The organism is Polynucleobacter sp. AP-Reno-20A-A9, from assembly GCF_018882085.1.
Classification (GTDB): domain Bacteria; phylum Pseudomonadota; class Gammaproteobacteria; order Burkholderiales; family Burkholderiaceae; genus Polynucleobacter.
On record NZ_JACVPB010000001.1, the window covers coordinates 211,215 to 227,883 of the forward strand.

General features: G+C 46.3%; 15 protein-coding genes. 8 read left to right on the forward strand and 7 right to left on the reverse strand.

Annotation, left to right across the window (positions count from 1 at the left end; genetic code table 11):
- Window positions 1–47: 47 nt before the first annotated feature.
- The 6 genes from secA (at window position 48) to ICN39_RS01160 (ending at window position 8,201) form a co-directional block, all read left to right on the forward strand.
- Window positions 48–2,813, forward strand: a complete 2,766-nt coding sequence (gene secA, locus ICN39_RS01135) for a preprotein translocase subunit SecA (protein ID WP_216232297.1) — start codon at window positions 48–50, stop codon at window positions 2,811–2,813.
- A 174-nt stretch (window positions 2,814–2,987) separates the two neighbouring features.
- On the forward strand, window positions 2,988–3,446 hold the full coding sequence (locus ICN39_RS01140; protein ID WP_216232298.1) for a (2Fe-2S)-binding protein: 459 nt from the start codon (window positions 2,988–2,990) through the stop codon (window positions 3,444–3,446).
- Window positions 3,447–3,460: 14 nt separating this feature from the next.
- Window positions 3,461–5,584 (forward strand): molybdopterin cofactor-binding domain-containing protein, encoded by a 2,124-nt coding sequence (locus ICN39_RS01145; RefSeq protein ID WP_216232299.1) that lies wholly within the window; start codon window positions 3,461–3,463, stop codon window positions 5,582–5,584.
- An 81-nt stretch (window positions 5,585–5,665) separates the two neighbouring features.
- Entirely contained in the window at window positions 5,666–6,901 is a 1,236-nt protein-coding gene (argJ, locus tag ICN39_RS01150; RefSeq protein ID WP_216232300.1) for a bifunctional glutamate N-acetyltransferase/amino-acid acetyltransferase ArgJ, read from the forward strand.
- 15 nt (window positions 6,902–6,916) lie between these two features.
- Entirely contained in the window at window positions 6,917–7,774 is an 858-nt protein-coding gene (locus ICN39_RS01155; protein ID WP_216232301.1) for an ATP-binding protein, read from the forward strand.
- A 10-nt stretch (window positions 7,775–7,784) separates the two neighbouring features.
- Window positions 7,785–8,201 carry an NUDIX domain-containing protein gene (locus ICN39_RS01160; protein ID WP_216232302.1) on the forward strand — a complete coding sequence of 139 codons (417 nt, stop codon included), beginning with the start codon at window positions 7,785–7,787 and terminating at the stop codon, window positions 8,199–8,201.
- On the opposite strand, the gene zapD is transcribed toward ICN39_RS01160, so the two are convergent.
- From zapD to ICN39_RS01190, 6 genes are read right to left on the reverse strand one after another with little or no spacing between them, the layout of a single operon-like run.
- Window positions 8,198–8,950, reverse strand: coding sequence for a cell division protein ZapD (gene zapD, locus ICN39_RS01165; RefSeq protein WP_216232303.1), 753 nt, complete (start codon window positions 8,948–8,950; stop codon window positions 8,198–8,200). The two genes, ICN39_RS01160 and zapD, sit on opposite strands and share 4 nt — an antisense overlap.
- An 11-nt stretch (window positions 8,951–8,961) precedes the next feature.
- Complete coding sequence (gene coaE / locus ICN39_RS01170) at window positions 8,962–9,648, reverse strand: dephospho-CoA kinase (protein ID WP_216232304.1); 687 nt, start codon at window positions 9,646–9,648, stop codon at window positions 8,962–8,964.
- Complete coding sequence (locus tag ICN39_RS01175; RefSeq protein WP_216232305.1) at window positions 9,603–10,103, reverse strand: A24 family peptidase; 501 nt, start codon at window positions 10,101–10,103, stop codon at window positions 9,603–9,605. The genes coaE and ICN39_RS01175 overlap by 46 nt, the downstream gene beginning before the upstream one ends.
- On the reverse strand, window positions 10,103–11,149 hold the full coding sequence (locus tag ICN39_RS01180) for a type II secretion system F family protein (RefSeq protein WP_216232306.1): 1,047 nt from the start codon (window positions 11,147–11,149) through the stop codon (window positions 10,103–10,105). Before ICN39_RS01180 ends, ICN39_RS01175 begins: the two co-directional genes overlap by 1 nt.
- Window positions 11,140–12,213 carry a GspE/PulE family protein gene (locus ICN39_RS01185; protein WP_216232307.1) on the reverse strand — a complete coding sequence of 358 codons (1,074 nt, stop codon included), beginning with the start codon at window positions 12,211–12,213 and terminating at the stop codon, window positions 11,140–11,142. Before ICN39_RS01185 ends, ICN39_RS01180 begins: the two co-directional genes overlap by 10 nt.
- The gene (locus ICN39_RS01190) at window positions 12,210–13,502 is read right to left on the reverse strand and encodes an HlyC/CorC family transporter (protein ID WP_216232308.1); all 1,293 of its coding nucleotides are present in this window, start codon (window positions 13,500–13,502) and stop codon (window positions 12,210–12,212) included. Before ICN39_RS01190 ends, ICN39_RS01185 begins: the two co-directional genes overlap by 4 nt.
- Window positions 13,503–13,620: 118 nt before the next feature.
- On the opposite strand from ICN39_RS01190, the gene ICN39_RS01195 reads away from it, so the two are divergent.
- Window positions 13,621–14,133, forward strand: a complete 513-nt coding sequence (locus ICN39_RS01195; protein WP_216232309.1) for a methylated-DNA--[protein]-cysteine S-methyltransferase — start codon at window positions 13,621–13,623, stop codon at window positions 14,131–14,133.
- A gap of 6 nt (window positions 14,134–14,139) precedes the next feature.
- Here ICN39_RS01195 and ICN39_RS01200 read toward each other — a convergent pair whose 3' ends face one another.
- Window positions 14,140–15,114 carry a squalene/phytoene synthase family protein gene (locus tag ICN39_RS01200; RefSeq protein ID WP_216232310.1) on the reverse strand — a complete coding sequence of 325 codons (975 nt, stop codon included), beginning with the start codon at window positions 15,112–15,114 and terminating at the stop codon, window positions 14,140–14,142.
- 118 nt (window positions 15,115–15,232) lie between these two features.
- Here ICN39_RS01200 and ICN39_RS01205 point away from each other — a divergent pair, with 118 nt between their 5' ends.
- Entirely contained in the window at window positions 15,233–16,648 is a 1,416-nt protein-coding gene (locus tag ICN39_RS01205) for a sodium:solute symporter family protein (RefSeq protein WP_216232311.1), read from the forward strand.
- The last annotated feature ends 21 nt before the right edge of the window (window positions 16,649–16,669 follow it).

The window sequence follows — 16,669 nt, forward strand, 5'->3', positions numbered from 1 at the left end:
GGGGTTGCGGGTGATAAACTCAAGGACTTAATTTTCTTCAATATCCCATGGTAATCGGTCTTCTTAAAACCCTGGTCGGCAGTCGTAACGACCGCCTCTTAAAACAGTATCGCAAAGTCGTTGCCAAGGTCGGCGCTTTTGAAGCGAGCCTGCAATCTTTGGATGATGCTGCGCTTACTGCAAAAACAGCAGAATTCAAGTCACGCCTCGCTTCCGGAGAGTCCTTGGATGATATTGCTGCAGAAGCTTTTGCGGTAGTCCGTGAGGCTAGTGCGCGCGTTATGAAGATGCGCCACTTTGATGCGCAGATTCTGGGTGGTTTAGCCTTGCATCAAGGCAAGATTGCCGAGATGGGTACAGGCGAAGGAAAAACCTTAACAGCGACTCTTCCAGTCTACTTAAATGCTTTGACTGGTAAAGGTGTGCACGTTGTCACGGTGAATGATTATTTGGCACAGCGTGATGCCGAATGGATGTCCAAGTTGTATAACTTCTTGGGTATGAAGGTAGGTGTGAATCTATCTCAAATGGATCACACCACTAAGCAAGAAGCTTATGCCGCTGATATTACTTACGGCACCAATAATGAATTTGGCTTCGATTACTTGCGCGACAACATGGTTCAAGATTTGGATCAGCGCGTACAACGTGGTTTAGCTTATGCGATTGTTGACGAAGTCGACTCCATTCTGATTGATGAGGCTCGTACGCCATTAATCATTTCAGGTCAGGCTGAAGATCACACGGATCTCTATATCAAGATTAATGCTTTGCCATCTCATTTAGAACGTCAAATTGGCGAAGAGAAGGCGGATGGTACAGGCGTTGAGAAGCCTGGCGACTACTGGGTAGACGAGAAGTCTCAGCAAGTTTATTTGACTGAACAGGGTCATGACAAGGCCGAGTCTGTATTGGTTCAATTGGGCGCACTCAATGATGGTGACTCTCTCTATGCACCACAAAATATTACTTTGATGCATCACGTGTACGCCGCTCTGCGCGCACACACTCTCTATCACCGCGATCAACAATACGTTGTTCAGAATGGTGAAGTCATCATCGTGGATGAATTTACAGGTCGTTTGATGCAAGGTCGTCGTTGGTCTGATGGATTGCATCAAGCTGTCGAAGCTAAAGAAGGTGTGCAGATTCAGAATGAGAATCAAACCTTAGCGACGATTACTTTCCAAAATTATTTCCGCATGTATGGCAAGTTAGCCGGTATGACAGGTACTGCCGATACTGAGGCATATGAATTTAAAGAAATCTACAACTTAGAAACAGTGGTGATTCCTCCAAATCGTATTAGCCAAAGAAAAGATAAGCAGGATCAGATTTACAAGTCATCTCGTGAACGCTATGACGCGGTGATTAAAGATATCGAAGATTGCTATGAGCGCAGCCAGCCAGTATTGGTGGGCACCACTTCGATTGAAAACTCTGAGTTGATTGCGAATCTATTAGATCAACGCAAATTACCGCACCAAGTTTTAAATGCAAAACAGCATGCTCGCGAGGCTGAAATTATTGCTCAAGCCGGCCGGCCAAAAATGATCACGATTGCTACTAATATGGCAGGTCGTGGTACTGACATCGTACTTGGCGGCAATGTCGGCAAGCAGTCTTCTTTGATTGAGGCTGACAGCTCGCTAGCTGATGCTGATAAAGCAGCCAAAATTAAGCAATTGCAGGAAGAGTGGCAAAGCATTCATGATCAAGTTCTCACGGCAGGTGGTTTACATATCATCGGTACCGAGCGTCACGAGAGCCGTCGTATTGATAATCAATTAAGAGGTCGTTCAGGCCGTCAGGGTGATCCTGGCTCTTCCCGTTTCTACCTGTCATTGGATGATCCGCTTCTACGTATCTTTGCGGGTGATCGTTTGCGAGCTGTCATGGAGCGTCTCAAGATGCCTGATGGTGAGCCAATTGAAGCGGGCATGGTGACTCGTTCTATTGAGTCTGCTCAGCGCAAGGTTGAGGGTCGTAACTTTGATATTCGTAAGCAGTTGCTGGAATATGACAACGTTGCGAATGATCAGCGTAAGGAAACATACCGCCTCAGAAATGAAGTGCTTGAGAGTGCTGATATTGGCGAGTTAATCGCCAATTTGCGAGAAGATGTTTTGCGTTCTGTTTGCTCGGTTTATGTTCCGTTAGAGTCTATGGAAGAGCAGTGGGACTTGACTGGACTCGAGAATGTTTTGGCCAGTGAGTGGGGTCTTGCTATTGATCTCAAGACTTGGGTCGAGAGCGCTGAAACTGTGGACGATACAGAAATTGTTGAGCGTGTATTGCAAGCCGCTAAAGAGGCTTACGATGCAAAGGTTGAACTCTCTGGACGTGCATCTTTTGCAGGCTTTGAGCGCTCTGTACTCCTGTATAGCTTGGATAGTCACTGGCGTGAGCATTTGGCTGCCTTGGATCATTTGCGGCAGGGTATTCATTTGCGCGGTTATGCGCAGAAAGATCCTAAGCAAGAGTACCGTCGTGAAGCATTTGAGCTGTATGGTGAATTGCTCAATGTCATTAAGAATGATGTTGTGAAAAACATCATGACTGTGCAGATTCGGAGCTCAAGCGAGTTAGATCAGGCTTCGGAATCTATGAATGAAGATCTTGCAAAGCTTTCAGATGTTCAGTATCAACATGCTGATGCCGATATGGAAGTGGCCGGCTCCACGGGTGATCACGGCGCTGCAGTGGATATTCAGCCTGCACCGCTTCGCACCGGGCCAAAGGTAGGTCGTAATGATCCTTGCACCTGTGGCAGCGGCAAGAAATATAAGAATTGCTGCGGCGCGTTGGCTTAGATAGGCTAACCTCAGTTGATAGCGCTTAAATGGCTCAGATTAATCTGAGCCATTTTTCTTGGTGAAATCCCTAGTTATAAGATTCCCCTCAGATTCTGTAGATCTGTCATGATTTGTAAGTGCAAAAATACTTGCTTTGTCTTTTATATCTCAAATTAAACTAAAGGGGGCGTTATGGCCGTGTCTTTTACTCTCAACGGTAAAGCTGTTAATTTCGATGGGGATCCTGAAACGCCGATTCTCTGGGTCTTACGAGACCATTTAGATGTAACCAGCCCCAAGTATGGCTGCGGTGCAGGACTTTGTGGTGCCTGTACAGTTCACTTAGAGGGTGCTGCGATTCGTTCTTGCTCTACTCCTGTATCTGCTGCGGGTGGTAAGTCAGTTACTACCCTTGAGGGCTTGGCTGCAAAAGTTGGAAAAGCGCTTCAAGATGCTTGGATCGAGTTCGATGTGCCTCAGTGTGGATATTGTCAGACTGGACAAATGATGTCTGCAGCGGACTTATTGGCAAAGAAAAAACAGCCCAGCAGTGATGACATTAAAAATGCCATGAGCGGAAATATTTGCCGCTGCGGTACCTATTCCCGTATCGAAAAAGCAGTCAAACGTGCTGCAGATAAATTGGCATAAAGGGTAAAGATCACATGAAAAATCAATCTTTAAAAAGTAACGGCCGTCGTCAATTTATTCAGCAAAGTGCCGCTCTTGGCGGTGCCTTTGTTATCGGCATACATCTGCCGTTGACAAGTCAAGCCGCTGTAGGGGATGCTGCAAAGCCTGTCTTAGCAAACGCTTGGGTACAAATTACCCCGAATAATCAAATTACGCTCATTTGTGCTCGCTCAGAGATGGGTCAGGATGTATATACCTCTTTACCTGCTTTGCTGGCTGAGGAGTTAAATTTGCCTCTCTCAATGATTCGGGTTGAGATTGCTGGAGTAGCTCCTGTTTATATCAATGCGATGTTGGGTGGTCAAATTACCGGTGGCTCAACTTCAGTACGTGAAGCCTTTGATAAGTTAAGGACAGCTGGAGCCGCAACTCGCACCGTCTTAATCCAGGCCGCTGCTCAACGTTGGAATGTTTCCGCTGCCGACTGTAAGGCAATGAATGGCAAGGTAACGCATGCGAGTGGTAAGTCAGCCACGTATGGTGAGTTAGCTGCTGACGCTGCTAAGTTACCCCTTCCAGAAAAGCCAGCCCTAAAGTCGCCCGCAAATTTTATGGTGATTGGCAAAGAAACAATGCGTCGCTTGGATACACCAAGCAAAGTTGCCGGCAAAGCAGTTTATGGAATTGACGTCAAGATTCCGGGCATGGCAATTGCATCTCTAGCGCAGTGCCCGGTTATTGGGGGTACTCCTACATCCTTTGATGCTTCCGCTGCAATGAGAGTATCTGGAGTAACTAAAGTTGTTCAGATTTCTGATGGTGTTGCAGTATTGGCTAAGGATTTTTATACAGCTCGCAAGGCTAGGGATCTGCTGAAAATTACCTGGAACGAAGGCTCTAATGCGAATCTGAGCAATGCTGTTGTTCGTAAGTCACTAGAAGAGGGCTTGTCTAAAAAAGGTGCTGTGATTAAAACGGTGGGTGATGCCAGTGCTACCGTTGCAAACGGTAAGCCGCTTAGTGCCCAATACTTTTTGCCATACTTGGCCCACTCCACCATGGAGCCTGTGAACTGTTCTGCCGATGTATCTAATGGCAAGTGCAGAATTATTGGGCCAATTCAGTTTCAGCAGGGAGGTCAAGCAGTAGCTGCGGCGGCGGCTGGGGTTAAGCCAGAAGATGTCACGATTGAAACCACCTTTCTGGGCGGTGGATTTGGCCGTAAATTAGAGTTGGATTTTATTCGTCAGGCTGCTGAAATTTCTAAAGCAGCTGGCATGCCAGTCAAGATGCTCTGGACCAAGGAAGATGACATTACTCATGACTTCTATCGCCCTATGAGTATTCATAAGGTAGATGGAATCTTGGGTACCAACGGTCAGTTAGCTTCTTTGAAAGCCAAAATGGTTTCTCAGTCAGTGACTGCGCGAGCCTTTCCTGGTTTTGTAAAGGATGGGTTTGATCCATTCATGGTTGAAGGTTCCAACAATATTACTTATGAAATACCTAATCTAGAAATCACTAACGTGATTACGGATACCGGACTTCGAGTGGGTTATTGGCGCTCAGTCAGTAATGCGCTGAATGCATTCGCGATTGAGAGTTTTGTGGATGAGGCCGCTAAGGCTGCTGGTAAAGATCCCGTGGCCTATCGGATGGCGGCTTTAAGCAAACACCCTCGAGCAAAAGCTGTCCTTGAGTTAGCAGTGAAAAAGTCTGGATACGTGCCCGGTAGTAAGCGTTTTGGTGTTGCGCAGATGGAGTGTTATGACACCTATTCTGCTTGCATCCTTGAATTGGATCCTGCGGCTAAAGAGACCAAAGTTAAGAAAATTACTTTCGTTTCTGACTGCGGAATTACGGTGCATCCTGACCAGGCGAGAGCGCAGCTTACTGGCGGTGTGATTTACGGCCTGAGCGCAGCCTTAAGCAATGAAATCACAATTGAGAATGGCCGGGTTCAGCAGAATAACTTCAATAACTATCCTAGTTTGCGACAAAATCAAGTGCCTGTGGTTGAGGTACATCTGGTGCCAAGTCAGGAGAAGCCGGGTGGCTTGGGTGAGGTTGGGGTGCCTTTAGTGGCCCCTGCTTTGGTAAACGCCATTGCTGCAGCAACTGGCAAGCGGATTCGGGAGTTGCCAATCAAGGTATAGCATTTGTAGCAGGGAGTAAGCAAATAAAGCGTGCCCAGTAGGTGCGCTTTATTTTTGAGCCTCATCTACAATTATCAGACTATGACCGTTAACTTACCCCTCCCCCTAAAAGCCGAACTGAAACCTATTAAAGGTTTTGAGATGGGCATCGCCGAAGCTGGTATTAAGAAGGCAAATCGTAAGGATTTATTGGTGATGACTTTGGCTCCCGGTTCTCAGGTAGCTGGCGTGTTTACTTTAAATCGCTTCTGCGCTGCTCCAGTGCAAGTTTGTCGCGAGCATTTGGCACAAGAAGGTCGTAATGGCGAAATTCGAGCCTTGGTAGTGAATACTGGCAATGCTAACGCCGGCACTGGTGAATCTGGTATGAAACACGCCCTAGAAACCTGCGCAGCTTTGGCCAAAGATCTGAAGATCCAGCCAGAGCAGATTCTGCCTTTTTCAACTGGGGTCATTCTTGAACCGCTCCCTATTGAGAAAATTATTAGCGCTTTGCCAAAGGCTGTAGCAAACCTAGGTGAGGACAATTGGTTTGATGCGGCTGAAGCCATCATGACCACTGACACTCAGCCTAAGGCTACTTCAGCGACCGTACAAACGCCTGCAGGGTTAGTGACCATCACTGGTATCTGTAAAGGTGCTGGCATGATTCACCCCAATATGGCAACCATGTTGGGATTCATTGCTACTGATGCTGGATTTGCACCTGGTCTTTTGGGTGACCTTACCCGTGAGATAGCGGACCTTTCATTTAATGCGATCACTATTGATGGTGATACATCCACTAATGACTCTTTCATCATTATGGCGACGGGTCAGTCTTCAGCGCAAATTCAATCAGCGAACGATCCTAGTTATGCCATCTTGCGAGATGCCTTAATTGCATTAGCTAGAAAGTTGGCGCAAATGATTGTGCGCGATGGCGAAGGTGCAACTAAATTTATAACGATCGAAGTGCTTGGCGGAAAGACTGCGGAAGAGTGTCGCTTAGTCGCCAAGGCGGTTGCGCATTCACCCTTAGTAAAAACCGCATTCTTCGCAAGCGATCCTAATTTAGGTCGCATCCTGGCAGCGATTGGCTACGCAGGCATTACTGATTTAGATGTGAATCGCGTACAAATGTGGCTGGGCGATGTTTGGGTTGCTAAAGATGGCGGCCGCAATCCCGATTACAAAGAGGCTGATGGTCAGAGAGTCATGCAAGCTCCAGAAATCACCGTCAAGATTGACTTAGGTCGCGGCAACGCTACACAAACTATGTGGACTTGCGATTTATCGCATGACTATGTATCTATTAATGCAGATTACCGCTCATAAAAGACCCTCCGAAATATGAATGAAAAATTAGACCGTCTTTTAGACCATCTCGATACTTTTTTACCAAAGCCTTTAACTGATGAGCAGTGGAAATCTTCTACTGCATATAGATGGCGTCGGCGCGATAGTATCTTTGGCAGCATTGGATTTTTGCAGCCTGTAAAGCACGTTGCAGATATTACTTTTGAGGATTTGCAGAATATCGATCGTCAGCGTGATGCCATACGCGATAACACCAAAAACTTTATTCAGAAAAAACCTGCCAACAATATTTTGTTGACTGGTGCCAGGGGAACTGGAAAGTCTTCACTGATCAAAGCGAGCTTGCATGAGTTTGCCAGCCAAGGATTGCGTCTGGTTGAGGTTGAGAAAGAGCATCTAGCTGATTTGGCTGATATTACAGAGCTCTTGGCTGATCGCCCAGAGCGTTTCATCATTTTCTGTGACGACCTCTCTTTTGAGGAGGGTGAATCTGGCTATAAGGCGATGAAATCAGCCTTAGACGGCTCTGTTTCTGCGCAAGTCGACAATATTTTGATTTATGCCACCTCTAATCGCCGTCATTTATTGCCTGAGTATATGAAGGATAACGAGACATACGTTCATAACGATGATGGTGAAATTCATCCTGGTGAAGTAGTTGAAGAAAAGATCTCTTTATCAGAGCGCTTTGGTCTTTGGTTATCTTTTTATCCACCAAAACAAGATGAATATTTGGCGATCGTGACACATTGGTTGCAACATTTTGGTTTAAGTGCTGCGCAAATTGAAGCGGCGCGTTCAGAAGCTTTGGTCTGGGCATTGGAGCGTGGTTCACGCTCAGGTCGCGTTGCTTGGCAATTTGCCAAGCATTGGGCTGGTTCAAAAGCTTAAGATCTTTTTGATGAGTGAAATTAAACGTCCAGTTACTGAAGTGGCTGCAGGAATCTTGCTGGATGCTGAGGGCCGCTATCTTTTAGGGCAGAGACCTGAAGGCAAACCCTACGCTGGTTACTGGGAAGTTCCCGGTGGAAAAATCGAAAAAGGGGAAACTGTTTTCGAGGCCCTTAAGCGCGAACTTCAAGAAGAGCTTGGCATTGACATTCAATCCAGTGAGGAGCTCACCGTTCTAGAGCATGATTACCCGCATGCCTATGTTCGTTTGCATGTAAGCATCATTTGCGATTGGAGAGGGGTTCCTAAAGGCTGTGAGAATCAAGCCCTATCGTGGGAGCTTCTGGCTGCGGAAAAGCCTAGTGTTGAGCCTTTATTGCCGGCCGCCTGGCCCATGCTGGAAAGGCTAAGAGCCCTTTTGACTTAGAGCTGACAGAGGGTGAGTTTGAATGACACATCAGCATTCACCAACTGTGCTTTTTTATCGCGCTCGGACTTTAAGAAGCGCACTGAGAGTAAATATTTATTTGCACTTATCTCAGAAAATAATGTGTCATCTTCTACAGCAATGCGCATCAACTGGTAGACCTTGCCGGAAGGAGCTTGCTGAAAGGATCCATTGTGCGCAACGACATCTTTAGCTTCACCCGATTGGCGTAAAAGTCGTAAAAATAACTGGCATGCCTCGTGCCATGGCAAGAGTGGGCCGATATATTTTTCAAGCAACTCACGTCGTTCAGGTGACGGACTATTTTTCCAAGCATGATAGCTAGGCAAATCAATTGGACTAGTACCGCCCGGAATATTTAATCTAGTGCGAATCGCATTTAACCACTCGCTATCAGTAATCGCAGAGTTTGGTCTACCCGTGGATTGATTAATGCTGCCAGCAACCGAATCAATTTCTGAGAGAGTTTGTGTCAGCGCCTCTTGATCAACCTTTTGTGAGGACTTCAATCCATTGAGTGCATATTTTTGACGCTCAAATTCTTTGAGCAGCAAAGACTTGATATCACCACGTGCACCGATGTCACCAAGATCAAACAAAACAGAGATGGCATTGTGGTGCAGCTCTGGGTCATCAGAGCGAACAAAGTGGTTGAAGCGGGCGAACAAATACTCCAGTCGAAGCATGCTTCGAACTAATTCGTTAAAGGGATATTCGTAGACGATCACAAGCCCATATTCTATGACGAACTGGTGCGATCTTTCTGAATCTGTAAGATTTTTTCGTGCAACTTCAAAACTTCAGTTTTTAAGTTCTCTAGAGAGCCTTGGTTCTCAATGACCATATCTGCGCTGGCAAGACGTTCTTGTCTGCTCGCTTGAGCCTTCAGAATTCTTTCTACCTCGATTCGGGGTAATTTGCTGCGGTGCATCACTCGTTCAATTTGAGTCTCCTCTGGGCAGTCCACCACCACTAGGTAATCCAGTAGGGTTGCCCAGGTCCCAGATTCAATTAACAGAGGCACGACAAAAACAAGGTAAGGAGCCTTATTGTGTATGAGTTGTTTGGCTTGCCGAATGGTTTCTTCCCGTATGAGGGGGTGAGTAATTGCTTCTAAAGACTGTCTGGATAAGGGGTCGGAAAATACTAGACTGCGCATCTTGCCTCTATCAAGCGCTCCCTTTGAATCAATAAACTCTGGGCCGAACTCCTTTTGAATGAAGGGGATTGCTGCTCCATTTGGGGCGGTGATCTGATGGGCAATGAGATCGGTGTCGACAATGCCTGCACCCACTTGAGCGAGCTGATCGCTCACAGCGGTCTTCCCTGAGCCAATGCCACCAGTAAGGCCTACAAAGAGGGTATGCCCTTTTAGGGTGTCTAGACTAGCTTGCTCAGAAGAAGGGTTTGTAGGGTTTGTGGCCATAACAACTCAATGATGCCAGCAATGGCCAGAAAAGGGCCAAACGGAAAGGCTGAGCGGTGATTTTGTTTATTCCATTGCAGCCAGATAATGCCGCCAATCAATCCGGTCAGGGATGCGATTAGCAAAATACTGGGTAATGCGAACCAGCCAAGCCAAGCGCCCAAAGCCGCCAATAACTTGGCATCACCCATTCCAATGCCATCTTGCTTTTTGACTATCCGATAAAGAAGATTGAGGAGCCAAAGACAGGTGTAGCCTAGGATCGCTCCAATGATCGCGTCTTGAAAAGAAATGTAGCTTTGTTTTGAAAGGCCATTAAACAATAGACCCAGCATGATGAGCGGTAAGGTGATGACATCAGGCAAGCGAAAGGTACGCAAATCGTAGTACGCTAAGTACACCAAGACCACTATCAGGAAGATTCGGATCCAGTCGAAAAAAACAAAATTACCCATTAAACAATCTGTCCTAGGTTAAAGATGGGGAGATATAGGATTATGACCAGACTTCCAATAATGAGTCCAACGAAAATGATCAATAAGGGCTCTAAGCTTTGGCTTAAGGTATTTAAGCGATTGCTTAATTGAGAGCTTAATATTGATGCGCGCTTTTGCAGCATTTCAGCGAGCGCACCACTTTCAGATCCTATTCGTAAGAGCTGTAATGTTTCTAAATCAAATAGTAAGTGCTTAGGGTCTGCTTTTGCTATGGCATCTCCGAGCGACCAGCCGCGGGTTAGGTGTTTGAAGATGTCTGCGCTGAAATCATGGCTGAGCCAGTGATTAGAGGATTGTGCTGTAACCCTCAGCGCATCTGGAAGGGGTAGTCCCGACTTTAGGAGATGGCCTAGTGTCCGGCACCAGTAGGTCAGGGTGGCTAATCTGAGGAGCTGCCCAATCATGGGTATACAGAAGCTCAGTCGATCGCAATGCTTTTGTATTCTAGGGGCCCTAGACCATGCAAGGCTAAAGAGCGCAGCAAAGCTAATGAGGGCTATCACGATTTCAAGATAAAACTTTTCAAACCATGACGATACCTGAATTAACACTTTAGTCGGGGCTGGTAACTCCGCTTGAAAATGAGAAAAAACATCCTTAAAGACGGGTACAACCCAAATCATCATCACAATTACTAAAAGGCAAGAGCTAATTAGGGTGATGGCTGGATAACTCATCGCCTGTTGAATTTTTCGACGCAATTCAATTTGGGCTTCAAGCTGCTGACAGATTGTTCTTAGCGCTAGATTAAAGTCGCCAGTGCGCTCACTAACGCGAATGAGATTAATAAACTCCATAGAAAATAGATTTTCTTGGGCGCGCAAACATTGAGAAAAACTTTCCCCCTTTTTGAGTTGCGTATAAATGCTATTCACCCAGGGAAGCCAAACCTTTGAGGCGGTTGAATAAATGAGTTCAATCGCATTAAGGAGTGGTAGGCCTGCCTCTAATAAGGTTAGAAGTTGTTCGGCAAAGTGGAGTTGATCCTGCTTGCTTAATGCCATGAGCCTACTTCTGCATCTAGGGCTACTTGATTAATAAGGCCTGCTTGCATATGGATGAATCCAGCATCTCGCATACTGACGTATGAGACGGATGAGTTAAATAGATGGGTTTTGCTTAATACCTCATGAACTCCAATGCGCCCCAGGTAACCACTTCCCTTGCATTTTGGGCACTGGGTTCGACTATTGTCGCCAAGACATTGCGAGCAAGTTTTACGTACGAGGCGCTGTGAGCTGACGCTTAATAGGCAGGACTCAAGAGCTTGTTGATCGACCCCTAGATGACTGAGTCTAGGAACTGCCCCACAAGCATTGCGGGTATGTAGCGTGCTGAGAACGAGATGCCCAGTCTGCGCCGCCTGGATGGCAAGCTGAGCTGTAGCGGCATCGCGGATTTCTCCGATCATGATGACATCGGGATCTTGCCGAAGAAGGGCGCGAATGATTGTTGGAAAATCCAAACCTGCCCGTGGGTGATAGGCCACTTGATTGACTCCAGCAAGACGAATTTCAATGGGGTCCTCTATGGAGCAAAGGTTGCGATGATTTTGATTGAGCTGACGCAGGCAGCTGTAAAGCGTTCGAGTCTTACCGCTCCCGGTAGGCCCCGTCACTAAGATCAGCCCATTAGCTTGAGAAAGGGCTTGTTGGAATATCTCGAGCTGTTCTGAGAGGAGGCCAATTTCTTGCAGATCAAGCTCTTCAACGCAACTTGGCAATATACGAACGACTGCTTTTTCTCCATGAAGAGTCGGCAAAATGGAGACCCGGCAATCAATGTTGGGTTTTGAAAAGTTATGACCAATACAAAGACGCCCATCTTGCGGCAGGCGTTTTTCTGCAATATCTAAACGTGCCAGAACTTTGATGCGTGTGATGAGGCGGTCGTGAAATTCAATTGGGTAATGCGACTGTATTTGTAGCAGGCCATCGACCCGAATGCGAACGAGCGTGGCTTGGATCCCAGCCTCTATATGAATATCACTCGCTCTAGCATCTAAGGCATGTGTAGCAATTTCATACCAAGTGCGAATAATTAGTGAGTCATCAGTGGCAACGCTCAATCTTGCTCTTGAGTCCGATTGGCAGGACGATAAAGCTTCACTGTTTTTACACCATGCTCATCAAATTGAACGATCTCCATCACGATGCCAGCAATGCGAATGCTCACATCGTGATCGGGGATGGCCTCGAGTTTTTCGAGAATGAGCCCGTTTAAGGTGCGTGGGCCATCTAAGGGGAGGTTGAGGTTAAGTAGGCGATTCAGATCTCGTAGTGAGGCACCACCTGTAGCCAAATAGGTTCCATTCGGGAGCCAGCGTGGATCGGTTGAGAGGTTGGAGAAGGAGGTCGTGAACTCACCAATGAGTTCTTCCACAATATCTTCAAAAGTTACCAGCCCTAGAACTTCACCATACTCATTCACCACCAAACTTAAGCGTTGTTGGTTATCTTGGAAAAATTGCATTTGCTGCAATACGGGAGTGCTACTAGGGATGAAGTAGGGCTCATTCAATAACGCCTTAAAGTCTTTATGTTTTAGGTCGGTATCGCCTAGTAGGGACAAAGCTTTCTTGACTGAAAGGATTCCGACAATACGCTCAGAGTCACCATCGCAAACTGGTAATTTGTTGTGATAGCAAGTCTCTAATTGTTGGACCACTTCATCAATGGGTCTTGAGAGATCCAAAACCTCAATCTTGGATCTAGGCGTCATCACATCATCAACGGTAATATTTTCTAAATTGAATAGGTTGAGAAGGATATTGCGATGATGATTGGAGACAAAGCGGCTTGACTCCAACACTAGGCTGCGTAATTCTTCTTTACTCATGGCCCTGCTATCAGAAGAGGATTGCAGACCAGATACTTTCATAAGACTAGAAACAAAGCTATTGATAAACCAAAGCAAAGGTTTCAATACAAAAGTGAGGGGCAAAATAAACCAGCCAACATGAGAGGCAATCTTTTCAGGGAAAGCGGCACCAATGACCTTGGGAGTAATCTCGCTAAAGACGATGATGAGTAAAGCAACCACCAGGGTGGCGATTGAGAGCACGAGACCGCTGTCACCAAAAATGTGCAGGGCAATGCCTGTTACCAAAATAGGTAGAACGGTGTTAATCAGGTTATTCGAAATCAGCAGCACCGATAGCAATGAGTCAATGCGCTTTAAGAGTCTCTCAGCTAGTGCTGCACCTGCGTTGCCGCCATTGGCCATTGCACGCAGGCGGTGACGATTTGAGGACAGCATGCTGGTTTCTGCCATCGAGAAAAAGCCAGAAAGCGCAAGTAAAAATAGGACTAGAGCAACTTGGCTATAAAACGGCCAATCGTCAAAAAAGGTGTCCATGAGGTCTGCCTGAAAAAAGTAAGGATGAGTCAATATAGCAAAGTGGCATTTCTCAAGCTATAGCCATGGAATAAAGGACTGTCATCCCTCTTGTTTATTTATGTGAGAATCGCTTTATATGGCTTCCTCATCAACCGCTTTGAGCTCAAATAGCGCTAACTACTGCGTTATTGCGGCCCCTTTTGGGTGTTTGGGCATTTTTACGGAAATGGTTGAGGGCAGTCTGATGCTTTCTAGAATTGATTATTTGCCCGCTAATGCCGCTTTAATCGTCCCACAGAATCAGTTAGCCAAAGAGGTTGCGCGACAGTGCAAGGCGTACTTCCAGGATTCCCATTGGCAATTTGACTTACCCACAAAACCTGCGGGTACTGAACATCAAAGAAAAGTGTGGGCTAGCATTCAAGATATACCCGCCGGACAAACAAGAACCTATGGTGAATTGGCGAAGAAGATTCAGAGTGGGGCGCGTGCAGTGGGTACTGCGTATGGCGCCAATCCCTACCCCTTAATCGCACCTTGCCACCGAGTAGTATCAGCCCAAGGTATTGGTGGTTTTATGAAAGAAAACTCCCCAGGTTTATATCGCCAAATTAAGCTCTGGCTTTTACGGCATGAGGGCGCTGTATAGGTTTACTTATTTAGCGAGTGATCTGCTACTAAGACTGAAAAAAGTCTTCATCACCATGTCGCTTTTAACGGCCCATTTTGTAAAGCCGTAGAAACTCATGACGGTGCTTCTGGAAAGCTTTACTTCATCTTTGCTATCGAATTCTTTCCGATCTGCAATCTTCGACAGAGTCATGACCGCTAAACCAAAAGCCAAAAAGCAAAAACGTCTCATGCCCTGTTCCTGTTTCGGAATCAATTGAATGTAATTCAGTGAATCTTGGAGCTTTTGATAGGCAAGTTTGAGAAGCGCTTCATGACTAACATTGATCGGCTTCCAGGAGACGCCGCGGGCCTTATCCTCCGGGGAGTCTTTGAGGATATTGGTCATTTGCAGCGCCTGACCAAATGCGATTGCCAAATCATCATGACCTGCCATTTTTTCTTTAAAGGCCTGGGAATGATTGCTAAAGATGGTTGTTAGTAGTTCGCCAACTACGCCAGCCACGACATAGCAATAGTGTTCAAACTCAGCAAGATCTTGAAGGCCCGCTTGGTTTTGTCTTTCATGGAAAAAAGACATGCCCTCAGACATGATGGAAACACAACGACTGACTGCTGCTTGATCGTGGGTAGAGCAGGTATGCAAAATTCGCAGAACAGTCGGTGTATGTGAAATTAAATCCAACTCATCTTGATTGCTGTAATTTTTTAATGCATTCAGGCAGGGCGTAACAAATGCCTCAACAGGTGCCTTTTCAAGTACCGCATCCAAAAATAGTGCTGAAAGAGATTGTTTGCTTTGTGCGCTTAAATCTGCGGCATCCTCGATGGTGTCAATAATGCGACACAGCAAATAGGTATTGCCTACCACCTTCTCGATGCTTGGGGGTAGCAGTGGGATGGTGAGGGCAAAAGTACGTGAGACGGATCCCAGAATGGCCTTTTGGTAGGTCAGATCGTTGGTTGGATTCAATATTGGGGTTTGTTCTGGTGTTCTCACTCTTGAATTATGTCAGACCAATGCTCGATTTGGAGTGATTCAAATGCGTGCTTTTTACTAACTATCAAAAGTGACATAGCCATATAATTTCACCAAATTTCACAAGGAGTATTCAGGCGTGCTAATTTGGTTTGTCATTATTTACTGGGTCATCTCAGTGGGCATTGGCTTATGGGCAGCCCTAAGAGTCAAAAATACTGCTGACTTTGCTGCGGCTGGTCATAGCCTTCCTCTGCCAATCGTGACCGCTACTGTATTTGCTACTTGGTTTGGTTCTGAAACTGTTTTAGGAATTCCGGCCACCTTTCTAAAAGAGGGCTTGGGGGGCGTAGTTGCAGATCCATTTGGCTCCTCTCTGTGTTTAATCTTGGTGGGACTCTTTTTTGCTCGCCATCTTTATAACCGCCGCATGCTGACTATCGGTGATTTTTTTCGCGAGAAGTATGGCCGTACGGTTGAGGTTTTGGTAACCCTGTGCATTGTTGTTTCTTATTTGGGTTGGGTTGCTGCGCAAATTAAAGCCCTGGGTCTGGTATTTAATGTTGTCTCCGAAGGAAGTATTTCTCAAACAGGTGGCATGATGATTGGCGCTGCTAGCGTATTGATATACACCCTATTTGGCGGGATGTGGTCGGTGGCCATTACAGACTTCATTCAGATGATCATCATCGTGATCGGCATGCTCTACATCGGCGGTGAGATGACCTCACAGACTGGTGGTATTGGTGTAGTGATTGAGCATGCAGCCGCTGCTGGCCAATTTAGCAACTTCTGGCCTGATATGAATTTAGCCTCAATCTTGGGCTTCGTTGCCGCCTTGTGCACCATGATGCTGGGATCTATTCCGCAGCAAGATGTCTTTCAGCGGATTACTTCATCTAAGAATGTCAATATTGCCGTCCAAGCAGCTTTGCTAGGTGGTGTGCTCTATTTTATTTTTGCTTTTGTGCCCATGTATTTGGCTTATTCAGCAACTTTGATTAGCCCGGATTTGGTAAAGGAATATCTTTCCACTGATCCGCAGATGATTTTGCCCAAACTCATCCTCAACCACGCACCGCTTATTGCTCAGGTGATGTTTTTTGGCGCTCTCCTTTCGGCCATTAAGAGTTGTGCCAGTGCTACCTTATTGGCGCCATCAGTAACGTTTGCTGAAAATATTGTGCGAGGTTTTTTCAAGCATTTATCTGATCAGGATTTATTGAAGGTCATGCGGATTACGGTTTTGTGTTTTGCTGTAGTGGTCACCTTCTTTGCGGTGAATTCGGAGCTTTCTATTTTTAAGATGGTGGAGAGCGCTTATAAAGTGACACTGGTTGCCGCATTTGTGCCGCTGGCGTTTGGGGTCTATTGGCCTAGAGCAAACTCCCTAGGGGGATTATTGGCTGTAGTTGGAGGCTTGACGATCTGGATTAGTTGCGAGATTTTGGCTCCGAATGCCATTATGCCGCCCCAACTAGCTGGTCTATTTGCCAGCATTGCCGGCATGATTTTAGGTAGCCTGGTACCAAAAGACTCATTAAAAGCGGTTTAGGGCGCGCTTTGATTAAAAATG